Here is a 22,687-nt window from a genome sequence, read left to right as displayed (position 1 = left end):
CCCCCGCTCACCTGCTGGGGGTCAGGTAAGTGAGCGGTAGTAGAGTAGATAGCATGACTGTTCCCACTCTGAAAACATCGCTCGTTGGTTCTGGCCCCCTTAAAACTGTCTTTTTGCATGGTTTGTTGGGGCGGGGTAAGAACTTTACCCGTATCGCTAAAGGCCTGGGGGAGGGCGTGCAGACCCTGCTTGTTGATTTGCCGAATCACGGGGCTAGCTTCTGGACAGAGAGCTTCGACTACCGGCAGATGGCTGATTTGGCGGCTGAAGCTGTTGAGGAGTTCGGGGCCGGTGAGCCTGTGGTACTCATGGGGCACTCGATGGGCGGGAAGATCGCTATGCTCTTGGCTTTGCGGCACCCGCACCTGGTGAGCAAGCTGGTGGTCATTGATATTGCTCCCGGTGACTCTAAGGGGAGTTTTGAGATTCTTATGGATTCTATGCTGAATCTGCCGATTGATACGTACACTACCCGCTCCCAGGCGGAGGCTGATTTGGCTGTTAACGTGCCGGTGGCCGGTACTCGGGCTTTTCTTTTGCAGAATTTGACCATGTCCAATGCTGGAAATTCCTGGGAACCTAACCTGACCATGCTGCGCCGTCATTTGCCTGAGATTATGGGCTGGCCAGGGGCTGAGGGTTCCTTTGAGAAGCCGGTCCTGTGGATAGCCGGTGGCGAATCGCCCTACATTACAGATGCTGATTTAGAACCTATGAAGGAGCTCTTTCCCCGGGTGCGCCGGGTGGTGATTAAGGGGGCTGGGCATTGGGTGCATTCTGAGAAGCCGGAGGAGACCATTTACCTGCTCAAGAGTTTTCTGGGGGTCAGCTAGAGCCGAGTAGGATGGTTCTATGACCGATTTCGCCTTGCCTCGTCACGATGCCCGCACCCTCATCATCATGCGTCATGCTGAGGCTGATTGGGGTCTTGATGATTTCAACCGGCCCTTGACCCGCCGCGGCAGTGAGCAGGCCCGGCGGGCAGGGCAGTGGCTGAAGCAGGAGGGTTTGGTGCCTGAGATGCTGGTGAGCTCAGCGGCCCTGCGGACGCGGCAGACCACAACTTGGGTGTCCGATGCTTTGGGGGAGAAAGCTCCTACCGCTAGCCTTGATGAGCGTCTCTATAATGCGCCTGCTTCGGCTCTACTGACCGCTATTAACCGCACCCCTTCAGGGGTGCAGTCCCTGATGTTGATTGCTCATCTGCCCGGTGTGCAGGACGCCGCCCTACAGTTGGCTCGCCCCGATTCAGATTATGAGGCACTTATGGATGCCTCCTACGGTTATGCCCCCTCGTCCCTCACCGTTTTTCAGGTGGTAGGAGAATGGGGCCAGTTGGTTGAGGGCGAGGCGCGTCTGACTCATTTTGCGACATTTGGGGAATAGAAAAACCCCGGTTGACCAGGTCAACCGGGGCTTTGTGAGCGGAGACGGGGGGATTTGAACCCCCGGTCGAGTTTAACCCCGACCCTTCATTAGCAGTGAAGTCCATTCGGCCGCTCTGGCACGTCTCCATAGTCTGTGCAGAGGCTCGTCAACGTGGCCTAGCAACACAGCTCTACCCATACTAGCCATAAAAGTAGCCGGGGTCAAAACCTTAGGGGTCAGTAAGGCGAACTCTAGGGGCTTAAAAATGTGGACTGGTAAACTAGAGTGGTATCACCCCAAAACCTCACCATCAGGAAATAGGTATGTCAGAGTCTTACACCCCAAACACCCCAAACCCTTCTCAGAACTCCGAGCAGACACACGGCTCCTACAGCGCTCCTGCTCAGCAGCAGCCTTCCTCAACTGAAACCTATACCCAGCAGCCTTACGGCCAGTGGGCCCCTGTTAGCCCTGAAGGGCAGAAACACTCGCAGAATGCTCTGCTGTTTGGCATCCTGGGCATCGTCATCTCAGGTCTTGGGCTAATCTTCGGCCCCCTGGCTCTTTCCCAGGCCCGTAAGGCGGAATCATACGGTGTTGAGGCTACTGCTGGTAAGGTGACCGGCTGGATTGGTCTGGGCCTGGGTATTATCGCCGCACTTTTCTTCCTTATTTATCTTGTCTTTATTGTCGTATTTATTGGTGCAACGGCCAGCAACGGTTACTAACGGGAGCTTATATAATAGCTAGAGGTGGGGTAGGCGTTAAAGCCTGCCCCACTTTTTGTATCTTGGTCTCTTGTCCCTGTCTTTTTTGGCTCTAGCCCGGTAGCCCCATAGTGGGTAGCTTCAGCGAGGGCATAAAAAACCCGCTTCCTCGCGGAAGCGGGTTTTCGTGGCGGATGGTGTGGGATTTGAACCCACGAGACGGGGTTGCCGCCTACTGGTTTTCAAGACCAGCTCCTTCGGCCGCTCGGACAACCATCCAAACTGTGCTCAAGCACTTCTACAATGTTACACAGCTGTGGCTTTAAAGCAAAATACTAGCGCTTGTGCCCTTGCTCTCCTTAGAGAGCGAACCTGCTTAACCGCTCACCCTCTCAAGGACCTGGCGAGGAAGGAAGCCCGAGGCAAGGTGCCGTTCCATCCTCCTACCCCAGGGCAGATATTAGAGTAACCTAAGCATGTAGTCCTCGTGAAAGGAGCACCCGTGGGTATCAAAGACTTCCTACACAATCGCAGGGATGACGCCGAACTCGGCAAAGGCCTCTGGCGCCGCACCCACGACCGCTTCGTGCGAGGCCTCAACCGTTTCCACCAGATTCTTGAACGCATCCCTGCCGGTCCTACCTTCGACCAGCTCGTACCCCTTGCTAATGACCTGGCAGACCTGCTACCGCGCGTCCGCACCATCGCCGCCGAGGCACAGCGCCTGGCCCCCAGCGCATCAAATGATATTCCTGCCTCACCCACCGGCATCTACTCCGACCTGCACCGGGCCCTCTCCAAGGCCGGCAATTCCCTAGCCCTTTGCGCTGAAGCCCTGGCCATGTTGCACTGCACCGGTGAGAGCACCGTCTCAACCGCCACCATCGCCCGCCGAATCGAAACAGTAGAGCAGCACCTTAAGGACGCCCAAGCCCACCTAGATGCCGCCCGGGAAGAATCGCTTATCTCAGCGCCCTCACCAGGTGCCATCAGCTCTAGGGTCTAGCTATCCCCTAAAAAGCGCCTGCCCGCTTGCTACCCGAGCCGGTAAGGTAGTGGGGTGCCCCTTCGCGCTTTCTCAGGGCACCGCTAGACATCGCACCGAAATGAGAAGGGGACTTCTAGGCTATGAACCGCTACGCCCACATTGACGCAATGCGCGCTTTTGCGGTACTTCTGGTGGTTTTCTCCCACGCCGGGCTGACCTTCGTGCCAGGTGGGTCAGGTGTCACGATTTTCTTTGCAATCTCTGGCTTCATCATCACCTACCTGCTCTTGCGAGAACGCGATAAGACTGGTGGCTTTGACGTAGCGGGCTTCTATATTCGCCGCCTGCTCAAGATTGCCCCGCCCCTGATTCTTGCGATTGTGATCCCTACGCTGATATATCGGGCGATGGGTGGGGCCGTCGACACCCTGGACTTTCTCGGGCAGATTTTCTTCTTCTTTAACCTGCGCTACCTAGACTCGCAGATTACGGTGCTACCGGGTACGCATGTGATGTGGTCCCTGTCGATTGAAGAACAGTTCTACCTGGTCTTTGCCCTGATTTGGCTGGTGCTGGTGCGCTGGGGAACCTACCGGCGGGCCCTGACCGTGCTCGGGGTGGCTGTGGTGCTCTATTCTTCGCTCTCGCGCTGGGTGCTCCATGATGCAGGGGCAAGTACCGACCGTATCTACTTTGGCACCGATACCCGCATGGAGGCTATCGCTATCGGTATGCTCACCGCCCTCTGGTATCACCGCTACGCTAGGGACGAGATAGTGTTGGGGCGCAAGATAACTGGCCGCCACTACCGGCCAGGTGCCCTGGCCCAGGGCGGACGCACCATTCCGCTTCTAGGGCGCAACTGGGTGTTCTGCGCCGCCCTGGGGGTTTACCTACTGACCTTGGTGATTCGTGATGATACCTTCCGCGATACGGTGCGCTATTCCCTCCAGGCCTGGGCTGCTTCTGCCATCATGCTCTGGGGCTTAGTTGCCTCGCGTCAGCCTCTAGGGGCTGCGGTGCACCGTTTCTTGGCCTGGCGCCCCCTACAGCTCATTGGCCTCTCAAGCTACAGTATCTACCTGGTGCACGATGTGCTCTTCAAAGCCCTAGAACCCCACCTGCACGGGCTACCCAACCCAGCACAGGTTGCCCTGCTGGCCCCGCTGGGCGTGGCCGCCGGTGTGGCTATCTACCTGGTGGTTGAAGTGCCGGTTATGCATTTCAAAGACCGCCACTTCGGGGCAGGGTGGAAGAAAGAGCCCGGGGCCGTTGATACGGCAGGGCCCATGGGCACCAAAAGCTAGTAGGTGGCACGAGCTAGTAGGTAGCAAGATCTAGTAGGTACCCAAGAGCTAAAGCAGCGCCTCACTACGGGCTGCTGCGATAGCTGACCGGGGCCGGCGGTAGGATAGGTGGTGTGAAGAATTACTTTGGTTTCCAAACACGCAGGACGCCAGGCGGCGGCTTCTCTGCCGGGTTCTTGCTGCTCTTTGCCCTGCTTCTTATTCCTTCAGGTGCGCTCTGGGGCTTCTACCGCTGGCTTTTTGCTAACGATACTCACCTGCTGGTGGTGCCTTTTTTGGCGGCAGTGACCGCCTGGATTTGGGCTTACCTGATTGGTTATGGGGCTGATAACCATATGGGGGAGGACTAGCCCACCAGCTACCCCAGGCTGAAGGGGGAGCATAAAAAATCTCGCATCGACTTCACCTGAACCGGCGCTTGATGCGAGATTTTCGATATGGAGCCCCCAGTCGGATTTGAACCGACGACCTTTTCTTTACGAGGGAAATGCTCTACCCCTGAGCTATGGAGGCTTGTTCTCACCCCTGATTGGGGGCGAACGAAAGAAAACTTTACCAGATATACAGGCCTGCAACCACTGACTGGGTGTATCACTGGCTGAAAGAAGGGCGCCCCAACCCTAGGTTTTATGGCTCTCACCACTAGAATGGGTGGCATGACAAGTTCACAGCGTTCCGGGCTGAACCCCCGCCCGGTCTTTACCCAGCTCCCTCAGTACGCCGCAGGCAAGCCCCCGGCGCAGGTAGAGGGCCTGACCCAGTACAAGCTCTCATCCAATGAGAACCCCTTCGGACCAGTAGCCTCAGTGGCTGGTATCTTAGCTGAGTTCGATACTGTACACCGCTACCCCGACCCGCTCTCCACCGCCTTGCGCACCTCCTTGGGGGAGCACCTGGGGGTTAACCCTGATGATATTGTCACCGGCGCAGGTAGCCTGGGCGCTTTGACCCAGATTCTGGCTACTTTCGCAGGGACCCACGCCGATGGCGTCCAAGACGAAGTGATATATGCCTGGCGCTCTTTTGAGGCTTACCCGATTTGTGTGGGCCTTGCCGGTGCTAAGAGTGTTCAGGTGCCTAACCTGCCCAATGGTGCCCACGACCTTGATGCTATGGCCGCAGCGGTAACTGACCAGACCCGCGTCATTCTGATCTGCACCCCCAATAACCCCACCGGCCCGGCCGTCACTGAAAGCCAGGTGCGTAACTTCCTGGCTAAGGTACCCAGTGATGTGCTGGTGGTTATCGACGAGGCTTACTTTGAGTTCTGTGCGGCCTCTGAGATCCCTGAGGGGCAGGAGCCTCCCATCAATGGTCTGGATGTATACCCCGACTACCCCAACGTCGCTATTTTGCGTACCTTCTCTAAGGCCCAGGGACTAGCGGGTCTGCGCGTGGGCTATTCCATCACCCACCCTGAGGTCACCGCCCACCTGCGCGTAGGTGCCACCCCCTTTGCGGTGAGCGCCCTGGCAGAGCGGGCCGCTATTGCATCTATCGAGCACACGGATGAGGTCATGGAACGCGTAGAGCACCTGGTTGCTGAGCGTGAAAAGATGGTTACCGGGCTGAAGAACCTGGGCTACTGGGTGCCAGAAACCCGCGCCAACTTCGTCTGGCTGCCCCTGGGGGAGCACTCCACTGCTTTCGCCGCCCTGGCTGAGGCCAATGCCCTGGCTGTGCGTGCTTTTGCTGGGGAAGGGGTGCGGGTGAGCATCGGTGAGGACCAAGCTAACGCCCGCCTGCTTAAAATTGCTGAAGAGTTCGAAGAACGCACCACCGAGCCCCGCTAAGAGGGCAGGACGCAGGCGGGCGGGGAAAACCTGCCCGCCTACCCCTAAAGGTAGGTGCAATTAATCCCTCAAAAGCCTAAAAATAGACTTTTCCTGCCTGCAGCAGGCGTAGGGTTAAGCAAAGGTAGTAACAGAGCAAGACCGGAGACTCCATGTCACAGACGCACACCCCCACCAACCGCTGGGGAACGCCAGAGCGTATCCAGCTCCTGAACGAAGCAGGTGAAGTTACCCCTCACCCCAGCTTCTCCACCTATGCCGACGAGCTGACCGGCGACGATCTCAAAGACATGTACCGCACCATGGCCCTGACCCGCCGCTTCTGTGAGGAAATGACCTCCCTGCAGCGCCAGGGGCAGCTGGCCTTGTGGGTTCCCTCCACCGGCCAGGAGGCGGCCCAGGTGGCGTCCGCCCGTGCCCTTGCCGCCAATGACTACATTTTCCCCTCTTACCGGGAGCACGGGGTTCTGCTAGAGCGCGGCATCACCCCCGAAGAAATTACCCCTCTCTTCCGGGGCACCGCCACCTTAGGGTGGGATGCTAAAAAACATAACGTGCACCCCTACACCCTGGTGCTGGCAGCCCAGGTGCTGCACGCCACCGGCTACGCTATGGGCCTGAACCTTGACGCTGAGATTCAGGCAGAAACCGGCCAGGCCCAGACCGGCCAGGGGCAGGGCACCGACCCGGCAGGTGATACCGAGAAACCTGCTGTTGCCGTCTACTTTGGTGATGGTTCCAGCACAGAAGGCGATGTGCACGAGTCCATGGTCTTTGCCGCCAGCTATAACGCGCCCGTCCTTTTCTTTGTGCAAAACAACCGGTGGGCTATTTCTGTGCCCTTTAGCGTGCAATCTCGTGTGCCTATCTCAACCCGCGCCGCAGGCTACGGCTTTGAGGGCCTGCGCGTGGACGGCAACGACGTACTAGCTGTCTACGCTGCCACCCGCTACGCCATGGAAAAAATTAGGGCAGGGGAGGGGCCGGTGCTCATTGAGGCCGAAACCTACCGTATGGGCCCCCACACCACAGCGGATGACCCCACCAAGTACCGCCCCGAAGATCACCAGGCCACTTATGAGCCCCTAGACCCCATGGCGCGCCTGGAAGCGCACTTGCGCTCTACCGGCCAGGCAGACGATTCTTTCTTCCAGGAGGTTGCTACCTTCACCCAGGAGCAGGTCAAGGGCGTGCGCTCTTATGTTCTGGCCAGTGAAGCTGAAGATTTTGAGACTTACCTGGACCGCGCCTACGTGGCCCCCCACCAGCAGGTTGAGGACGACCGCTCCTTCTACCGCGCCTACAACGACGGTTTCGAGGACTAACCTATGGCAGAGCAGAACCCCCAGCAGACAACCGAAACCCTGACCCTAGCTAAGGCCATTACCAGGGCCTTGCACGATGAGATGACCGCCAACCGCAAGGTGCTGGCCCTGGGCGAGGACATCGGCAAACTTGGCGGTGTCTACCGCGTGACCGATGGCCTGCAAGAAACCTTTGGCCCTACCCGCGTCATGGACACCCCCTTGGGTGAGGCTGGCATTATCGGCACCTCTATCGGCATGGCCCTGCGCGGCTACCGGCCCGTACCTGAAATCCAGTTCGATGGTTTCGTTTTCCCCGGCTTTAACCAGATCACCTCCCAGCTTTCTAAAATGCACGGACGCACCCACGGCCAGTACCAGGTGCCTGTCACTGTGCGTATTCCTTACGGTGGCATGATTGGTTCGATTGAGCATCACTCTGAGTCCCCTGAGGCGCTCTTTACCCACACCCCGGGTCTGCGCGTGGTCACTCCTTCATCGCCCCACGATGCCTACTGGATGCTGCGTAAGGCCATTGCCCACCCGGACCCGGTGATTTATTTTGAACCTAAGCGCCGCTACTGGATGAAGGGTGAGGTTGATTTTTCAGATACCAACTTTGACCCCTTTAGCGCCCAGGTAGTGCGTGAGGGTGAGGACCTGACAATTGCCACCTACGGCCCGCTGGTTCCGGTGGCTCTAGCTGCTGCCGAGGCGGCACGAGAGGACGGCCACTCTATCGAGGTCATTGATCTACGCTCGCTTTCACCTCTGGATGTTCCCACTATTGAGGCTTCGGTTCAGAAAACTGGGCGTCTTGTGGTGGCTCATGAGGCTTCTGCTTTTGGTGGTATCGGCTCAGATGTTGCTGCTGCTATTACGGAGCGTTGCTTCTACCACCTGGAGGCTCCGGTGATTCGTGTGGGTAGCTACCATATTCCTTACCCTGTTTCTCGTGTTGAAGAAGAGCATGTGCCCGGTATTGACCGCCTGCTCGAAGCCGTCGATCGCTCCTTGGCCTACTAGGGCCTGAAAGGCATACCATGTCACAGATGTTTAACCTGCCCGATGTGGGCGAAGGCCTCACTGAGGCAGAAATCCTGAGCTGGAAAGTAGCCCCCGGCGATACTGTCGGTATCAACGATGTGCTTGTTGAAATTGAGACAGCTAAGTCGGTCGTTGAGCTGCCCTCACCCTATGAGGGCACCGTGGAAGAGCTGCTGGTGGCTGAGGGTGAGACGGTTGAGGTTGGCACCCCCATTATTTCAATCGCTGGTGAGGGTGCTGCAAGCGCTCCCCAGGGGGCAGATGAGACAGCGGCGGGCGGACGTCCGGACGCTGCCTCCCAGCCAGCCCCGAATAAGCCTCTCACTGAGGAAGAGGGCGGGGGTAGCGCCCTGGTGGGTTCTGGCCCTAAGGCTGACCCCGTCAAACGCCGTGCCCGTAAGAAGATGGCGGCCTCGGCAGCTACTAGCGCCACCCCGTCGCCTGCTGCGCCTGTTGATACGCCCACCCAGCCTTCTGCTGCCTCTCATGGCTCCTCTGCTGATGCCCCTTTGGCTTCTGCTCTTTTCTCTGCCGATAGCCGCCGTCAGATACTGAGCGGCCTGCCAGCCCGCGCAGGTAAGTTGCTGAGCGAAAATGGTATGGGCGGTGTGCTCCGCCGCCTGGGTAACCAGGACCTTCCTGCTGAGACTGGCACTAGTGAGGTGCCGCGCCGCCAGCCCCTAGCTAAGCCTCCTGTGCGGAAGGCCGCCCAGGATATGGGCATTGACCTGGCCCAGGTCACCCCCACCGGTGAGCAGGGGCAGGTCACTAAACGCGACCTCCTCAACTATGCAGCTCACTTGAGCCTCTCTGAGCAGGCCACCGTCACCGATACTGCTGATCCGACCAGCTTCTGGATTCCAGCAGGTGTTGGTGGTGACCGCATCGAGCGGATCAAGGTGAAGGGTGTGCGTAAGGCGACCGCTAAGGCCATGGTTGAGTCAGCCTTCAAGGCCCCGCACGTCTCAATTTTTGTTGACGTGGACGCTACCCGCACCATGGAATTTGTTAAGCGTCTTAAAAAATCTCCTCAGTTTGAGGGCGTTAAGGTGACTCCGCTGCTGATTCTGGCTAAGGCCGTTATTTGGGCTACAGCCCGCACCCCGCAGGTCAATGCCACCTGGACTGATTCTGAGATTCAGATTAAGCATTTCATGAACCTGGGTATTGCCGCAGCTACCCCGCGTGGGCTGATGGTACCTAACATCAAGGACGCCCACACCATGAACCTGCGGGAGCTAGCCCTTGCTCTTAACGACCTGACCCTCAGGGCTCGTGAGGGCAAGACTCAGCCTGCTGAAATGCAGCAGGGCACCATGACCATCACCAATATCGGTTCACTGGGTATTGATACGGGAACTCCCATCATTAACCCCGGCGAGGCTGCCATTATCGCCTTTGGCACTATTAAGCAGAAGCCCTGGGTAGTCGATGGGGAAGTTATTCCCCGCTGGGTTACTACCCTAGGTGGTTCTTTCGATCACCGTGTGCTTGATGGTGATCTTTCAGCTAAATTCTTGGCTGATGTGGCTTCAATTCTGGAAGAACCTGCCCTGCTTCTTGATATGTAAGCAGAGAGAAGAAGCGCAGAAGCAGCGTTAACATAGTGAGGCTCCCACCTGATAGGTGGGAGCCTCACAACGTTAAGGTACGAAACCCGGAGTATAATCCGAATTATCTCCCCCAAGAAATCCGAAGCTATGGGCCTTAGGCCCATGGTAGGTTCAGGTCTCGTAGGTTACCTTATGCCCTTGAGGTGCTTTCTATAAAATATCTGGGTCAGTCCCCCAACGTCGCCAGAACACTAAGTCCCCCGACTTAGTGCTAGAGCACTCAAGTTACTATAAATTCTAGCTGAGGTGAGCTGGCCCTGTATGTCCTCATATAGGGCGACACTAGAGCTTAAAGCGTGGGCAGCAAGGGGGAACGCTTCCCTCACACCGCCCACAAAACCTCCCCAAACCAGGAAAGGGTAGCCCTAGAAACGCCTAGAAACGCTCAATCACACCGGTCTGAGAAATCTCAATAGCACTAGGGTCTTCACCCTCAGAATTACCGTCATGCACCAGCATCACAGCCGTATCATCATCAGAGGGGAAAGCCCGCACCGTGATAGTACCGCCTGAGGCGTTATCAAAAAGATCCACCGCGCACTGGGTGAGCGCCGCAGCTACCCGAGAGGGCAAAGCTGAACCGCGCTCGTCCAAAATATCGACCTTCACACCGCGCTGACGAGCCAACCAGGCAGCATCCAGGATCTCCTTATTCACGATATAGCGGCCGCGAATCGTATCGCGCAATTGGGCCTCAGTGAAGCGGAACTCGTCCATCTCAGCGCGGGTGACAGGTGAACCGTTATAGGCGATACGGTGCAACATATCTTCGGTCAGTGTGCGCACTTCTTGCACACGCTGGGTAGCGATAGCACCCATATCAGTCTCTTCAGCACGCCCTGCATCGGCGATAATACGCATACCGCGGGCCTGCCGGGTCTTTGACACCGCCTGCTCAATTTGCTGAGGCACAACCATACTGACTACCATCAGCAAAGAAGGAATAGCGAACTCGGTAGAAAGGGCCAAGCGGGAAGCAAAATAGTTGGTGTGCCAGCTAAGCACCAAGACTACAAACCCAATAAAGAAGAGCCAGCCAAAAAAAGTATGGCGGCGCAAGACCAAGCCCACCGCAAGTAGGGTATAGGCCATGAGAGGCCAGAAGAGATTAGCGAAAGTTACCGAATGGCTCATAGAGCCCAAGGTGGTATCGACCGAGTTCAGGGCCAAGACCAAGATGATAGGCAACATAACATCAGGCAGGGCCAAGCGTTTAGTAGGCAGGAAAACCGGTAAGGCAGCTAGGGCATAGGGGCTTAAAATGATGGCCCAGTGCGGGGCACGGGTAATGGTGTAGTGGTTGTACCAGAAGAAAAAAGACCCCAAAATCAGCAGGGTAACAGTGCTCAAGACCAGGGTGAGAATACGGGAACGGTAGTACTTAGCCAGCATTGGGTTCCTCATGAGGCCATTGGACAACCACCCTCGTGCCCTTTTCCGGAGCCGAGCTGATGGTGACCCTACCGCCGGCCTCCTCCATGGAACGGATCATAGATACACGCACACCCAGGCGACGGAAATCAATATCACTGACAGAAAACCCCTGACCCCTATCTGAAATCGTACAAAGAATATAGGGGCGTACCTCATCGGAGCGGGTGGAGTTGAAAGGGCGGCGCATCTCTGTACGAATCGAGATTTGAGTGGTGCGAGTCCCCGAGTGACGGGCAGAGTTAGAAACCGCCTCGGTCACAGCATGGGTAAAGGCCCGAGCCGCAGTATAGGGGAGGGTAGAGTCAGGGCTGGCTAGGGGGTGCTTTTCAACGGAGTCAGAGACAAAACGTAGACGCTGGTTCCAGGGCTCTACACCCTCTGCTATCTGCTCGGTGAGAGCCTGGAAAGTGATAGGGCGCTGGGGCTGAGATTTAAGGGCCTCTTCTTCGAGTACAGCGATAGCACGGCGGGCCAAGAGGCGGGTGCGCTGGGGGAGTTCACCGGGGTTACGGCTGGCATCGAGTAGGGCGGCCATGACATTATCGTGCACCAGCTTGTCGAAGTCCTGAAGCTCTTTGGAATAGTCGCGGGAACGGTTGAGTAGTAGCTGAGCAGAAAGAGTCTCGTAGTAGGTCTTATCTGATTCTCGTACAGCGTTGAGGGCAAAGCGGGCCAGCCCAGCCAGCAGGGCACAGCAGAAAAGGAGATAAGCTACCCGAATGGTAAGGTCTACGCCATTGAGAGGGGCACCTGTGAGCAGATGAGCTGCCATTGAACTGGCCACAAGAAGCGCAGGAGAGACTAGACAGTGAAGAATACTTGCACGGGGGCTTTCTTCAAAGACCGGCACCAGCATGGCATAGATACCAAAGAGCCAAGACCAGGGGATAGCTGAATGCTCAGCCCCTGCACTAAAAGGCCACAGAACATAAGACCCGTAGCCAATAAACAGCATGAGACTAACGACCTTAGCTGAGACTTCCTTACGGATGCCGTTGAAGGTCAGTAGAGCTGCGTGGATAGTCAGCAAAGGAAAAATCGCTAGAAACCAGTAGGAGTCGCCCCCACGGGTCTCAGAGACATTAGCAAGAGACTGGCAGAGCAGCCCCACAGCAACCAGGGAGTAGATGATTTCCAAGGTGCAGTAGAGGCCGAAGGAGCTCGGCCCCATGAGCCGCTGCTGCCCGGTGGTGAGTGAGAGCGACTTGAAAGAGAAAGAACGGAGGCGGTCCGCCCGCGACGGTTGTAGCGCGTGGGCTAGATCCCGGGAAGCGCCGCCGGTGGTGGTAGACAGGGTGCGTCCTTAAATCTTTACGTCTTAGAGGTTACGGTCTGCGGTGGAGGTATCTTCCATAGAATCAACAAGGCCGTCTTCGATGGCACGAATACGCAGGTCAATTTTGGTGGGCGCAGGGCGGCCTACACGGGCGTACTTTTCGCGGATACGGTCAATATTGGTTTTAACCGCTGACTGCTTGATACCCATGCGGCGGGCTACCTGCACCTGGGCGAAACCTGAGGCGTAAAGACGCAGGGTTTCTTGTTCACGCGGTGAGAGGTTAGCGCGGGAGAACTCGTGGTCACCGTCAATAGCTGCCGCCAGCTCTTTAGTGACCACGGCCTTACCTTCAGCAATGTTCTTGGCTTCTGCCAGGGCGTGCTCTAGGGGCTCTGATTTGCGTACCAGACCCAGGGCACCAGCCTTCAGGGCCTCACGAATAAGGCCGGGGTTCTCACCGATGCTGAAGATGAGCACCTTAATACCGGCACGCTGCAGAATATCGACGTTTTCTGAGGGGCGGGACTTATCTTGCAAGGAGAGATCAAGGAGCACAACATCGCAGTCGCGTTTGAGCTTACCCAAATCAGCGGACGAGGGGTCAGATAGGCTACGGCCTAGAGCAACGAGAAGATCAGCTGCGGTGGGGGCTGCGGCAACCAGTTCGATTTCACTGGCGCCGGCTGCAACTGCCCGCATACCCTCGCGGACGACCTCGTGGTCATCGACAATGCCTACACGTACTACGCTCATATTCCCTACTTACCTGGTGTGCTGGGGCGACCTCCACCGGCAGGTGGCGGCTGCTCGTCGGTTGCGCTGCGTGGTGCGGTGACCCGACTGAGTATTCTTCTTGAAATATTTTACAGCCAAAATGTGCTCTCTGTGCCCAAGTGTGGTGGCTGTGACCTGCTCTTTCTACCCTACTGGTGGTGTGCGTGCACACCGGTAAGAGCCCGATGGTAACGGGTACCCAGCCCCGCCCCCAAGAGGGCGCCGAGCATGGCAAGGACGCAGGCGGCCAGGGCCGTGAGCACACCGGTAGCTGCATCGGGGGTCAGCAAGGGCTGGAGGGCATAGGAGGGCGAGATGGGATGTGTAAAATGTGCCGTTACCCAGGTCAGCAAGGTGGCCAGTAAAGTGCCTAAGATGCTCACCGCAAAGACCCCCACCGCCTGCTTACTGGGGGCCAGGGCCGTCATACGTGAGGCTGTATAGCCTGCACAGCCAAAAGCCAGGGCAAGAAGAAGCGCCACAGTAATCAGCCAAGGCAGGGCCTGGGCGCGGGTAGAGGGAGCAGAGGCCTCCATCACGGCCTCGGTCAGGCCAGGGTAGGTAGAGACTCCTAGAAGCCCCATCACAGTGTTACCCAGAACAAGACCACCCCGAATCAGGGCATAAGCGACCAGGGCACCACAGAAAGCCGGGATGAACTGAACCCGTCGTAGATCATGGGGAGAAGAAGCCGCCCTAGAACCCCACCCGGCTGCAAAAGGAGCGGATGGTTGGGCCGCCTGAGGAGGCTGGGAGGCGCGCTGATAACGAGTAGCCGATACCCCGGCGTCCTCAAAAGAAGAAGTCGGGCTATCTTCAGGAGCCTGCCCGAAGGCAGGCGAGTCTAAAACTCGGGTGGGATCAGAGTCCTCAAAGACCGCCTCCCATTCATCAAAATCACGGCGGTTTTTACCTGATTCAGTCACTGAAGTGCCCCTTTCTTAGAGCGAAGCTGATAAAACCAGAGGGTAGGTAAAGCGCCAGGGTCTAGAGCTGAGGCCCATACGCTAAGGCCATCAGCCCAATAATCGCCACACCAACCCCAATCACAATGAGACCAGCAATAATCATGCGCTTATTAATCTCCCGCATGAGCTCCCGGAACTCCTCAGGGCTAATATCATCTTTTCCACGTCGAGCCATACCCCTAAGTATGTCAGCTCTAACCCCTCTATGGCACAATCATGTGTATGCAGTCAGCCGAAAACTCACCCCACCTCGACCCCGACTTTCCCCTATCCCACCGACCCTGGACCAAGAACTACCTACCCGAAAGCAACAAAGACGTTGAGCTACCTGAGACATCGCTAAGTCACCTCATGGATGAAGCTGTGCGCGCAGTCCCCTATAAGATAGCTCTCGAATTCTTTGGCGCCACCACCACCTACGCCGAAATGGGCGAGCAGATTTTGCGGGTAGCTGAAGGCCTACGCCAAGCCGGTATTCAGCACGGCGACCGGGTAGCCATCGTCCTACCTAACTGCCCCCAGCACATCGTGGCCTTCTACGCCATTTTGCGTCTAGGTGCTGTAGTTGTGGAACACAACCCCCTCTACACCTTTACCGAACTGTGCCACATGTTTGAAGACCACGGCGCTAAAGCTGCCATCGTCTGGGACAAGGTTGCAGATAACATCACCTCCCTGCCCGTTGACATCCGGCCTGAACACATCTACGCGGTCAACATGATCGAAGAGATGCCCATCACCCTGCGCGCCGCCCTTAAACTTCCCATCGGCCGCCTCAAAACATCCCGCGAAAAACTCGAAGGCACAGCCCACCACACCACCCCCTGGCGTCAACTCGTCAAAAGCGCCCCACTTGCCGCTGATCACCCCCACCCCACCGCCCACGACCTGGCCCTTCTGCAATACACCTCAGGCACCACCGGCCTACCCAAGGGCGTCATGCTCACCCACCGCAACCTCGAATCTAACGGGCGCATGGGTGAAGAATGGATCCAACCCGGCGATAACGAAGTAATCTACGCCGTCCTACCCCTCTTCCACGCCTACGGCATGACCCTAGGCCAAACCATCGCAACCGTCTGCAAAGCCCGTCTGGTGCTCTTCCCCACCGTAGATATGGACCTCATCTTCCGGGCCATGAAACGCACCACCCCCACCATCTTGCCCGCCGTGCCCCCGGTCTACCGCCGCATGCTCGAAGAAGCCAAAAAGCGCAACATCTCCCTCAGAGGAATCCGCTACGCAGTATCAGGGGCCATGCACCTGCCCACCGAACTCGTCGCCGAATGGGAAAACGCCACCGGAGGCATGCTGGTTGAAGGCTACGGCCTCTCAGAATGCTCCCCCCTGGTCTCCTGCAACCCCCTCAATTCAACCCGCCGGGCCGGGTCAATCGGCGTGCCCTTCCCCTCAACCGACATCCGCGTGGTCGACCCCAAAACCCTCCGCAACATCCCCGACGGCGCCGAAGGCGAACTGCTGGTGCGCGGCCCCCAGGTGATGAGCGGCTACTGGAAACGCGCCGAAGAGACCAAGAAGACCCTGCTACCTGGCGGCTGGCTACGCACCGGCGACATCGTGCGCCTAGACCACGACTACTTCATCGAAATCGTTGACCGCATCAAAGAAGTCATTATTACCAGCGGCTTCAACGTCTCACCCACCGAAGTGGAAAACGTACTCACACAGCACGAATCAGTAGCAGACTGCGCAGTCGTTGGCCTACCAGATGGCACCGGTAGCGAAATAGTCACCGCAGCTGTGATCCCCGCTGAAGGCCACACCATCGACCCAGAAGTGCTCAAAGAACACTGCTACGGGCGCCTCACCCGCTATAAGGTGCCGAAGAACTTCTACGAAGTTGAAGAGCTACCTCGCTCCATGCTGGGCAAAAACTTACGCCGTAAAGTACGCGAAAAGCTCGAAGCTAAGCACATGAAGTAACCCAGAGGAGCCCCTGCCCCAAACGTCCTTATTTATGACGCTTTATGAAGACGTAACTTTTTGTTGCAGTCACACACATGTCATACGGGTCAGAAAAAGGGTGTAGGGGCTCCGCAATGGTCTAATAGAACATGACGCCACCCACGGCGCCAGAAACCACATCAGCACACCAAGAGCTCGATGCGGTGCCGCTGAGCTGTGGCCGCACATATCATCTACCCCAACAGAAAGATTCATAGCCGTGAAGAAATTTGTTGCCACCTTGGCTCTCGTACCCCTCGCACTCGGTCTTGCAGCCTGCGGCTCTTCCTCCAGCGACGACGTCGTCAAAATTGGCGTAGTAGGCGCCGACCCTGCCAACGAAAAACTCGTTGAAGTAGCAAAGGCAGAAGGAATCAACATCGAAATCGTTGAATTCTCCGACTACACCCAGCCCAACCCTGCCCTGAGCTCCGGCGAAATCGACCTCAACTGGTTCCAGCACATCGCCTACCTCTCCAACTACAACGTAGAAGCAAACGACAACCTACAAATCGTAGGCCCCACCGTCATCTACCCCATGGCCTTGTTCTCCAACAAGCACGACTCCATCTCAGCCCTACCCCAGGGTGCTGAAATCGCAGTCCCCAACGACACCGTCAACGAAGCCCGCGCCCTGCTACTGCTTGAAGCTAACGGCCTGGTCTCCTTCACCTCAGAGACCACCACCCCCACCGTTGACGATATCGACACCGCAGCATCCAAGGTCACCGTCACCCCCGTAGACGCAGCCCAGACCGTGCTCGCCCTCGAATCTGTTGACGGCTCAGTCATCAACAACGACTTCCTCAAAGATGCTGGCTTGAACCCCAAGGCCGCCCTGGCCCAGGACGACCCCGCCAACGAGTCAGCCCGCCCCTACGTCAACCTCTTCGTCTCCACCGCTGATAACGCCGACAACGAGACCTACAAGAAAATCGTAGAACTCTACCACACCGAAGCCGTGCAGGCAGTGGTCCAAGAAGACACCCAGGGCACCGCCGTTGAAGTCACCACCGACCTCCCCGAACTGCGCTCCACCCTGGCAACCCTCGAAGAGCAGAAGCGCAAGGGCTAAAGAAGCTCGGCAAAAGTTCACCTTTGAGCCAGCTCACGCACCTCAACAGCGGCAGCCAACCTGCGGTAGGCTAGACACTTCGGCCCCGTCCGGTGCCAGCTCTAGCCCCGCACAGGCTGCCGCTTTTGCGCCCACCCTCAGCAGGTGCGTCCGCGCGCTACCAGCGCAGGCACCCACCGGTGCCAGCCCGCCGCCATAGCAAGCCCCCAACCGAAGAAGAAGACATGACCGAACAGCCACTACAGCCGACCGGGCCCCAGCCCATGGTCGTGCTGAACAACGTGACCAAAGAGTTCAAAGTCGGCAAAAAAACCGTCACCGCCGTCAACGGTGTAGACCTCAGCATCAACAAGGGTGACATCTTTGCTATCATCGGCTACTCCGGTGCCGGCAAATCAACCCTGGTACGCCTGATCAACGGCCTAGAATCCATCACTGAGGGTTCACTCACCGTCGACGGTTTCGAAATCGCTGGCAAACGTGAATCCCAGCTACGCCAGGTACGCACCAACATCGGCATGATCTTCCAGCAGTTCAATCTCATGAACTCCCGCACCGTTGCCGGTAACGTCGAATTTCCCCTCATCGTTGCAGGCTGGGACAAGGCCAAGCGTGCCGCCCGCGTCACCGAACTCCTAGACTTCGTAGGGCTGGCAGATAAGGCCAAAAACTACCCCGACCAGCTCTCAGGCGGGCAGAAGCAGCGCGTAGGTATCGCCCGTGCACTGGCCACCTCACCCTCCCTGCTACTGGCGGACGAGTCCACCAGTGCCCTCGACCCCGAAACCACCGCCGAAGTGCTGGACCTGCTCAAAAAGGTCAACGCCGAGCTGGGCATTACCGTCATCGTCATTACCCACGAGATGGATGTCGTCTCAACCATCGCCGACCGGGTAGCCGTCATGGAAAACGGCCGCGTAGTCGAAACAGGCAAGGTCTATGACGTCTTCTCCAACCCACAAACCGAGGTTGCCCGCCGCTTCGTAGGTACCACCGTCAAGTCCCTTCCCGTAGGGGACGAAGCAGCCGAACTCAAGGCCCGCCACAAGGGTTACCTGATTAACATCGAAATCGCCGAAGGTAATAAAGGCATCGGCAAGGTGCTCTCTTACCTGGGCTCCCGCAACGTCTCCTTCAACATTGTGCAAGGTGGCCTAGAAACCTTACAGGGCAAGAGCTACGGTAATCTCACCCTTGAACTTTTGGGTGATGTCACCAGCCTTGATGCTGTAGTTGCTGAGCTTAAGACTGTTACTCGCGTGCAGGAGGTACGCTAACCGTGGATTCAACCTTCGTCAGCGATAAGCTCATCCCCGCCCTGGGCGACACCCTCTACATGGTCTCATTGACCATGCTGCTAGCCGGTGCCCTCGGTCTGGTCTTTGGCCTCTTGCTGTACACCACCCGCCAGGGCAACATTCTGGCGAACCGCTTCGTTAACATTCTGCTCAACGTCGTGGTCAACGTGGTACGGCCCATCCCCTTCATTATCTTGCTGGCAGCTCTAGGGCCGCTAACTCAGATGGTGGTTGGCACCCGCCTGGGTGTCAATGCTGCTATCTTCGCCATGGTCTTTGGTGCAACTTTCGCCATTGCCCGTATCGTGGAGCAGAACATGGTCTCTATCGACCCTGGTGTGATTGAAGCAGCTCGCGCCATGGGCGCTTCTAAGATGCGTATTCTCTTCACCGTCATGATTCCTGAGGCACTTGGCCCCTTGATCTTGGGGTACACCTTCTTGGTGATTGGTGTGGTCGATATGTCAGCTATGGCCGGTTACATTGGTGGCGGCGGCCTGGGCAAGGTCGCCCTGGTGGACGGCTACCAGCGCTTCAACGAGGTCATCACCTGGTCTGTTGTCGCCGTCATTATTATTCTGGTGCAGCTCATCCAGCTGGTCGGTAACATGCTGGCCCGTAAGGTCATGCGCCGATAAAGAGCGGTTCGAGAGGCTGCGGGGTGAGCGGGGTGGGCATCTTTGCCTGCCCCGCTCACTGGCTTTAAGCGCCTGCCGCTCTGCTTAGGGTTTTCTCTGGTCGCGGTCGGGCAGGTGCCCCACCCAGGCCTCAAGCTGGGCGAGGAAGGCTGGGTCGGTGAAGGAACTGAACCGCCCGATACCTGCCGTCAGTAGGGGAGTGGGGGTGGCGGCGTCCGGCTCTGCCTGGTATATGAGGCAGTTGGTGCCCGCACTGGTGGCTGCTCGCATGCCGGTGATGGAGTCTTCCACGGTGAGGGCCTGCTCTGGTGCAAACCCCAGGCGGCGGACGGCTTCACGGTAGATATCTGGGGCGGGCTTGCCGTTTTCGACGTCGTGGAAGGAGACCCAGGTGTCCAGGTAGGGGGCGTAGCCGAAGCCGGTAAGTTTCTGGGTGAGTAGTTTACCGCCGGAGTTGGACGCCACCGCCACGGGAATCTTGGCTGAGAGCAGTTTGATAGTTTCGAGGGCACCGTCAATACGGGTGACGCCGCGGCTGACGACATCGTATTCGGTGGTGGTGATGGTGGTGTAGACGCTGTCACGGAAGGCCTCGGGGGAGCCGTCGAATTCGGACGCCAATGGGGTGAGGGCTGCTAGCCTGTCGGCCAGATCCCCGGCGGAGATACCGACCAGGGAGGCCTCGAGATCGGGGGTGAGAGGCACCTGGTAGCGTTTGAACATGTCGGCCTGGATTTCGCCCCAGAGGGTTTCGGAGTCGAGTAGGACGCCGTCACAGTCAAAGACGGCACAAGCAGGGGCAAAAGGGGTGGGGGCTGAGTGAAGTTCAAACATGGTTCTATGCTCTCATACCGGGGTGCCCGCGACATATTAAGAAGAGGACGCCGGGCTCAGTGGATGAGAGTGTAAGGAGTAATGTAAGTGAATAGCGAGAAGCCATTAGAAAACGGAGCTGAGAAGAAAGCTAAAAAGCCTGTTACTCGTGGTGAGCTTATTCGGGCGTGGATTTTCCTATTGGTTGTTATCTTACCTGCGTTCTACGGTATGGCCACGGTGTTCTTCTCTACGCCTTTTAACCGGGTTTTCAACTACGAGAAAGAATGCACCATCGCCTGGGGTGCCGTAGGCTCCTCTGGTTCTAAGTCCTATTCTGGTAGTTCTTATGTTTATGTTGAAAGCCCTGACTGCGGTGGCATGAGATACGTAGGGAAGCGTCATGGGCTGACGCATAAAGAGGTTGCTGATCGTGTTGATCTTTTAGAAGGTCAGAGGGTGACTCTTTAAGCCCTTCTAGGTTAGAAGCCTCAACGGTCAAGCTGGGGAGTATCGTGTAGTAACAGAGCAAGTTGATGGTGTTGAGAGCGTGCGTCGTCAGAACTTTCAACCCAAACAATGGCGTTGTCAGTAATATTCAGGGCCCTTCGGGGGAGGAGATCGATTTTACCTCTGAATAGAACCCCCGTATTCCCGTGGGATAATGAACCCTATGCCTAGCGTACTTATTCGACACGGACAGACCGACTGGAACCTCGTACACCGCCTACAAGGCTCCAGCGATATACCCCTCAACGAGACTGGCCGCGCCCAGGCGCTTGCTGCTGCCCACAACGTCCTCCAATACGCCCGGGCACAGGCGGATGCCCACCTCGGCTTCACCTGGCACGGCGTCGTCACCTCCCCTCTTTCCCGCGCCCAAGAAACCGGTGCCATCATCGCCGACGAGCTGGGCCTGCCCGTCCTTGGCTCCTACCCGGGCCTGGCAGAGCGATCCTTCAAAGACCTCGAAGGGGCGCCTAACAACCCCGCCCTGTGGGAAACCATCGAGAACGAAACCGCAGACATCGAACCCCTCGATACCTTCCTGGCCCGTGTTGAGACTGCCCTCGACCAGGTTGAAGCTGACCACCCTGGTCAGAACCTGATTATCGTGGTGCACGGTATGCTCATTTCCCGCCTGCAAACAGCCCGCACTGGCCAGAAAGTGCTAGTGCCCCACAACGGTGAGGTAGTGCCCCTAGCCCCTGCCCGCCGGGCCTCCTCTATCATGCTGATTCGTCACGGCCAGACCGACTGGAACAAGGCCCACCTCATGCAAGGCACCAGCGACATCCCCCTCAACGCAACCGGCCGCGCCCAGGCCCATGAGGCCGCTGCCTCCCTCAAAGCCCGAGGCTTCGAGTTCGACGTGGTGGTCTCATCCCCGCTCTCTCGCGCCTATGAAACTGCAGAAATTATTGGTGCCGCCTTCGGCCTGAGCCCTGCCCGCACCTACGAGGACCTAGTAGAACGCGGCTACGGCGAAGCCGAAGGGCTGAACATCCCAGTGGCGGCCCGCAAAGAGCCGGACGCCTACTACAGCGGGGTTGAAAGCGAACGCTCCGTCTACCTGCGCAGCATCAAAGTACTGCGCCAAATCGCCCGCGACTACCCCGGCCAGCGCGTCATTGTTGTGGCCCACGGCTCCCTGATTCGCCGCGCCCTCTCCGCTACACACGGCCGAGAATTTGGCACCATCGCCAACGCTGAACCTTTTGAAGTAGATTTGCCGGGCCTGAGCCGCTGGGTAGAAACCAAGGAGCCCCTGCTGGTAGGTAAACCCTAGTGGGGCGCATCGTCCTTTGGGTTCTTACCTGGCTGTACGTGGTAGCGGTCGCCATCATTGTGCTCTGGCCTACCCACGTTGACTCCGGAGAATCGGGGCAGACCCTAGCCTGCATCCTTGTAGAAGGCCACACCCGCGGCTGGCTACCTGGCTGGTTCGGCTACCCACAGGTGGAATGGCTCTCTAACGTGGTCATGTTTATGCCTGGTGGTCTACTCTTTACCTGGCTGCTGCGCCCGGCCCGAACCTGGCTTGTGCCTCTAGGTGGGCTAGCCTGCACCCTGGCTATCGAAACCACCCAGCATTTCATGCCTGGGCGTACCAGCTCACCCCTGGACGTCCTCGCCAACACCCTAGGCTGTGCCATCGGTTGGGTTTTTGCCCTGGCCCTACTCAGGACACCCCGGAAACCCAACAAGAGCACCGAAAAACAGTGCTAATGGTGGGGTTTACATTGCGTGCCCACAGGAACCCACATAAAATCAACAGTAGATAGGGTCACCCGGCCCACCTTCCAGTTGTATAAG

Annotated in this window: 23 protein-coding genes and 3 tRNA genes; 17 read left to right on the top strand and 9 right to left on the bottom strand. The window is 57.6% G+C overall.

Translation table 11 applies throughout. The features are described from left to right. The first annotated feature begins 53 nt into the window (after positions 1 to 53). Both ACED87_RS02460 and ACED87_RS02455 read left to right on the top strand, forming a co-directional pair. Complete coding sequence (locus ACED87_RS02460; protein WP_449089577.1) at positions 54 to 833, top strand: alpha/beta fold hydrolase; 780 nt, start codon at positions 54 to 56, stop codon at positions 831 to 833. Positions 834 to 852: 19 nt separating this feature from the next. Then, positions 853 to 1,386, top strand: coding sequence for a SixA phosphatase family protein (locus ACED87_RS02455; RefSeq protein ID WP_449089576.1), 534 nt, complete (start codon positions 853 to 855; stop codon positions 1,384 to 1,386). Positions 1,387 to 1,425: 39 nt separating this feature from the next. Here ACED87_RS02455 and ACED87_RS02450 read toward each other — a convergent pair. Next, a tRNA-Ser gene (locus ACED87_RS02450) sits at positions 1,426 to 1,514 on the bottom strand. Positions 1,515 to 1,691: 177 nt separating this feature from the next. Between ACED87_RS02450 and ACED87_RS02445 the strand changes: the two genes are divergently transcribed. Next, the gene (locus tag ACED87_RS02445; protein WP_449089575.1) at positions 1,692 to 2,096 is read left to right on the top strand and encodes a DUF4190 domain-containing protein; all 405 of its coding nucleotides are present in this window, start codon (positions 1,692 to 1,694) and stop codon (positions 2,094 to 2,096) included. Between the two features lie 167 nt (positions 2,097 to 2,263). On the opposite strand, the gene ACED87_RS02440 is transcribed toward ACED87_RS02445, so the two are convergent. Beyond that, positions 2,264 to 2,354: transfer RNA gene (locus ACED87_RS02440), tRNA-Ser, on the bottom strand. 208 nt (positions 2,355 to 2,562) lie between these two features. Between ACED87_RS02440 and ACED87_RS02435 the strand changes: the two genes are divergently transcribed. From ACED87_RS02435 to ACED87_RS02425, 3 genes are all read left to right on the top strand, one after another. Further along, complete coding sequence (locus tag ACED87_RS02435) at positions 2,563 to 3,081, top strand: dehydrogenase (RefSeq protein ID WP_449089574.1); 519 nt, start codon at positions 2,563 to 2,565, stop codon at positions 3,079 to 3,081. Between the two features lie 122 nt (positions 3,082 to 3,203). After that, a complete protein-coding gene (locus ACED87_RS02430) occupies positions 3,204 to 4,370 on the top strand; it encodes an acyltransferase family protein (RefSeq protein WP_449089573.1) in 1,167 nt (388 codons plus the stop codon). A gap of 113 nt (positions 4,371 to 4,483) precedes the next feature. Further along, complete coding sequence (locus ACED87_RS02425; RefSeq protein ID WP_449083164.1) at positions 4,484 to 4,720, top strand: hypothetical protein; 237 nt, start codon at positions 4,484 to 4,486, stop codon at positions 4,718 to 4,720. Positions 4,721 to 4,808: 88 nt separating this feature from the next. On the opposite strand, the gene ACED87_RS02420 is transcribed toward ACED87_RS02425, so the two are convergent. Then, positions 4,809 to 4,883, bottom strand: a tRNA-Thr gene (locus tag ACED87_RS02420). A gap of 143 nt (positions 4,884 to 5,026) precedes the next feature. Here ACED87_RS02420 and ACED87_RS02415 point away from each other — a divergent pair. The 4 genes from ACED87_RS02415 to ACED87_RS02400 all read left to right on the top strand — a co-directional run bounded on the left by ACED87_RS02415 (position 5,027) and on the right by ACED87_RS02400 (position 10,085). Beyond that, positions 5,027 to 6,163 carry a histidinol-phosphate transaminase gene (locus tag ACED87_RS02415; protein ID WP_449089572.1) on the top strand — a complete coding sequence of 379 codons (1,137 nt, stop codon included), beginning with the start codon at positions 5,027 to 5,029 and terminating at the stop codon, positions 6,161 to 6,163. Positions 6,164 to 6,315: 152 nt separating this feature from the next. After that, positions 6,316 to 7,488: a thiamine pyrophosphate-dependent enzyme gene (locus ACED87_RS02410; RefSeq protein ID WP_449089571.1), complete on the top strand. Its 1,173-nt coding sequence runs from the start codon at positions 6,316 to 6,318 to the stop codon at positions 7,486 to 7,488. 3 nt (positions 7,489 to 7,491) lie between these two features. Next, complete coding sequence (locus ACED87_RS02405) at positions 7,492 to 8,493, top strand: alpha-ketoacid dehydrogenase subunit beta (protein ID WP_449089570.1); 1,002 nt, start codon at positions 7,492 to 7,494, stop codon at positions 8,491 to 8,493. A 17-nt stretch (positions 8,494 to 8,510) separates the two neighbouring features. Further along, complete coding sequence (locus ACED87_RS02400) at positions 8,511 to 10,085, top strand: dihydrolipoamide acetyltransferase family protein (protein WP_449089569.1); 1,575 nt, start codon at positions 8,511 to 8,513, stop codon at positions 10,083 to 10,085. A gap of 417 nt (positions 10,086 to 10,502) precedes the next feature. Here ACED87_RS02400 and ACED87_RS02395 read toward each other — a convergent pair whose 3' ends face one another. The 5 genes from ACED87_RS02395 to ACED87_RS02375 form a co-directional block, all read right to left on the bottom strand. Then, a complete protein-coding gene (locus ACED87_RS02395; protein ID WP_449083174.1) occupies positions 10,503 to 11,519 on the bottom strand; it encodes a hypothetical protein in 1,017 nt (338 codons plus the stop codon). Further along, positions 11,509 to 12,732, bottom strand: coding sequence for a sensor histidine kinase (locus ACED87_RS02390; protein ID WP_449083176.1), 1,224 nt, complete (start codon positions 12,730 to 12,732; stop codon positions 11,509 to 11,511). The genes ACED87_RS02395 and ACED87_RS02390 overlap by 11 nt, the downstream gene beginning before the upstream one ends. 147 nt (positions 12,733 to 12,879) lie before the next feature. After that, the gene (locus tag ACED87_RS02385; protein ID WP_237185161.1) at positions 12,880 to 13,593 is read right to left on the bottom strand and encodes a response regulator transcription factor; all 714 of its coding nucleotides are present in this window, start codon (positions 13,591 to 13,593) and stop codon (positions 12,880 to 12,882) included. A gap of 170 nt (positions 13,594 to 13,763) precedes the next feature. Then, the gene (locus ACED87_RS02380; protein ID WP_449083178.1) at positions 13,764 to 14,540 is read right to left on the bottom strand and encodes a hypothetical protein; all 777 of its coding nucleotides are present in this window, start codon (positions 14,538 to 14,540) and stop codon (positions 13,764 to 13,766) included. 61 nt (positions 14,541 to 14,601) lie between these two features. After that, a complete protein-coding gene (locus ACED87_RS02375; RefSeq protein ID WP_449083180.1) occupies positions 14,602 to 14,757 on the bottom strand; it encodes a hypothetical protein in 156 nt (51 codons plus the stop codon). Between the two features lie 47 nt (positions 14,758 to 14,804). Between ACED87_RS02375 and ACED87_RS02370 the strand changes: the two genes are divergently transcribed. From ACED87_RS02370 to ACED87_RS02355, 4 genes are all read left to right on the top strand, one after another. Next, positions 14,805 to 16,526, top strand: coding sequence for a long-chain-fatty-acid--CoA ligase (locus ACED87_RS02370; RefSeq protein ID WP_449089568.1), 1,722 nt, complete (start codon positions 14,805 to 14,807; stop codon positions 16,524 to 16,526). A 241-nt stretch (positions 16,527 to 16,767) separates the two neighbouring features. After that, complete coding sequence (locus ACED87_RS02365; RefSeq protein ID WP_449089567.1) at positions 16,768 to 17,622, top strand: MetQ/NlpA family ABC transporter substrate-binding protein; 855 nt, start codon at positions 16,768 to 16,770, stop codon at positions 17,620 to 17,622. Positions 17,623 to 17,846: 224 nt separating this feature from the next. Continuing rightward, positions 17,847 to 18,899, top strand: coding sequence for a methionine ABC transporter ATP-binding protein (locus ACED87_RS02360; protein WP_449083186.1), 1,053 nt, complete (start codon positions 17,847 to 17,849; stop codon positions 18,897 to 18,899). A 59-nt stretch (positions 18,900 to 18,958) separates the two neighbouring features. Then, positions 18,959 to 19,558 carry a methionine ABC transporter permease gene (locus ACED87_RS02355; protein ID WP_449083249.1) on the top strand — a complete coding sequence of 200 codons (600 nt, stop codon included), beginning with the start codon at positions 18,959 to 18,961 and terminating at the stop codon, positions 19,556 to 19,558. Positions 19,559 to 19,642: 84 nt separating this feature from the next. Here ACED87_RS02355 and ACED87_RS02350 read toward each other — a convergent pair whose 3' ends face one another. Next, a complete protein-coding gene (locus ACED87_RS02350) occupies positions 19,643 to 20,392 on the bottom strand; it encodes an HAD family hydrolase (protein WP_449083188.1) in 750 nt (249 codons plus the stop codon). Positions 20,393 to 20,479: 87 nt separating this feature from the next. Here ACED87_RS02350 and ACED87_RS02345 point away from each other — a divergent pair, with 87 nt between their 5' ends. The 3 genes from ACED87_RS02345 to ACED87_RS02335 all read left to right on the top strand — a co-directional run bounded on the left by ACED87_RS02345 (position 20,480) and on the right by ACED87_RS02335 (position 22,600). Continuing rightward, positions 20,480 to 20,842: a hypothetical protein gene (locus ACED87_RS02345; protein WP_449083190.1), complete on the top strand. Its 363-nt coding sequence runs from the start codon at positions 20,480 to 20,482 to the stop codon at positions 20,840 to 20,842. A gap of 202 nt (positions 20,843 to 21,044) precedes the next feature. Then, the gene (locus ACED87_RS02340; RefSeq protein WP_449089566.1) at positions 21,045 to 22,160 is read left to right on the top strand and encodes a histidine phosphatase family protein; all 1,116 of its coding nucleotides are present in this window, start codon (positions 21,045 to 21,047) and stop codon (positions 22,158 to 22,160) included. Next, positions 22,160 to 22,600 carry a VanZ family protein gene (locus ACED87_RS02335; RefSeq protein ID WP_449089565.1) on the top strand — a complete coding sequence of 147 codons (441 nt, stop codon included), beginning with the start codon at positions 22,160 to 22,162 and terminating at the stop codon, positions 22,598 to 22,600. The genes ACED87_RS02340 and ACED87_RS02335 overlap by 1 nt, the downstream gene beginning before the upstream one ends. Positions 22,601 to 22,687: the final 87 nt, after the last annotated feature.

The sequence above is a fragment of the Rothia sp. 32237D007AR genome (assembly GCF_053544675.1).
Note: the sequence above shows the minus strand (reverse complement) of the source record. Positions and strands in the feature narration are given on the sequence as shown.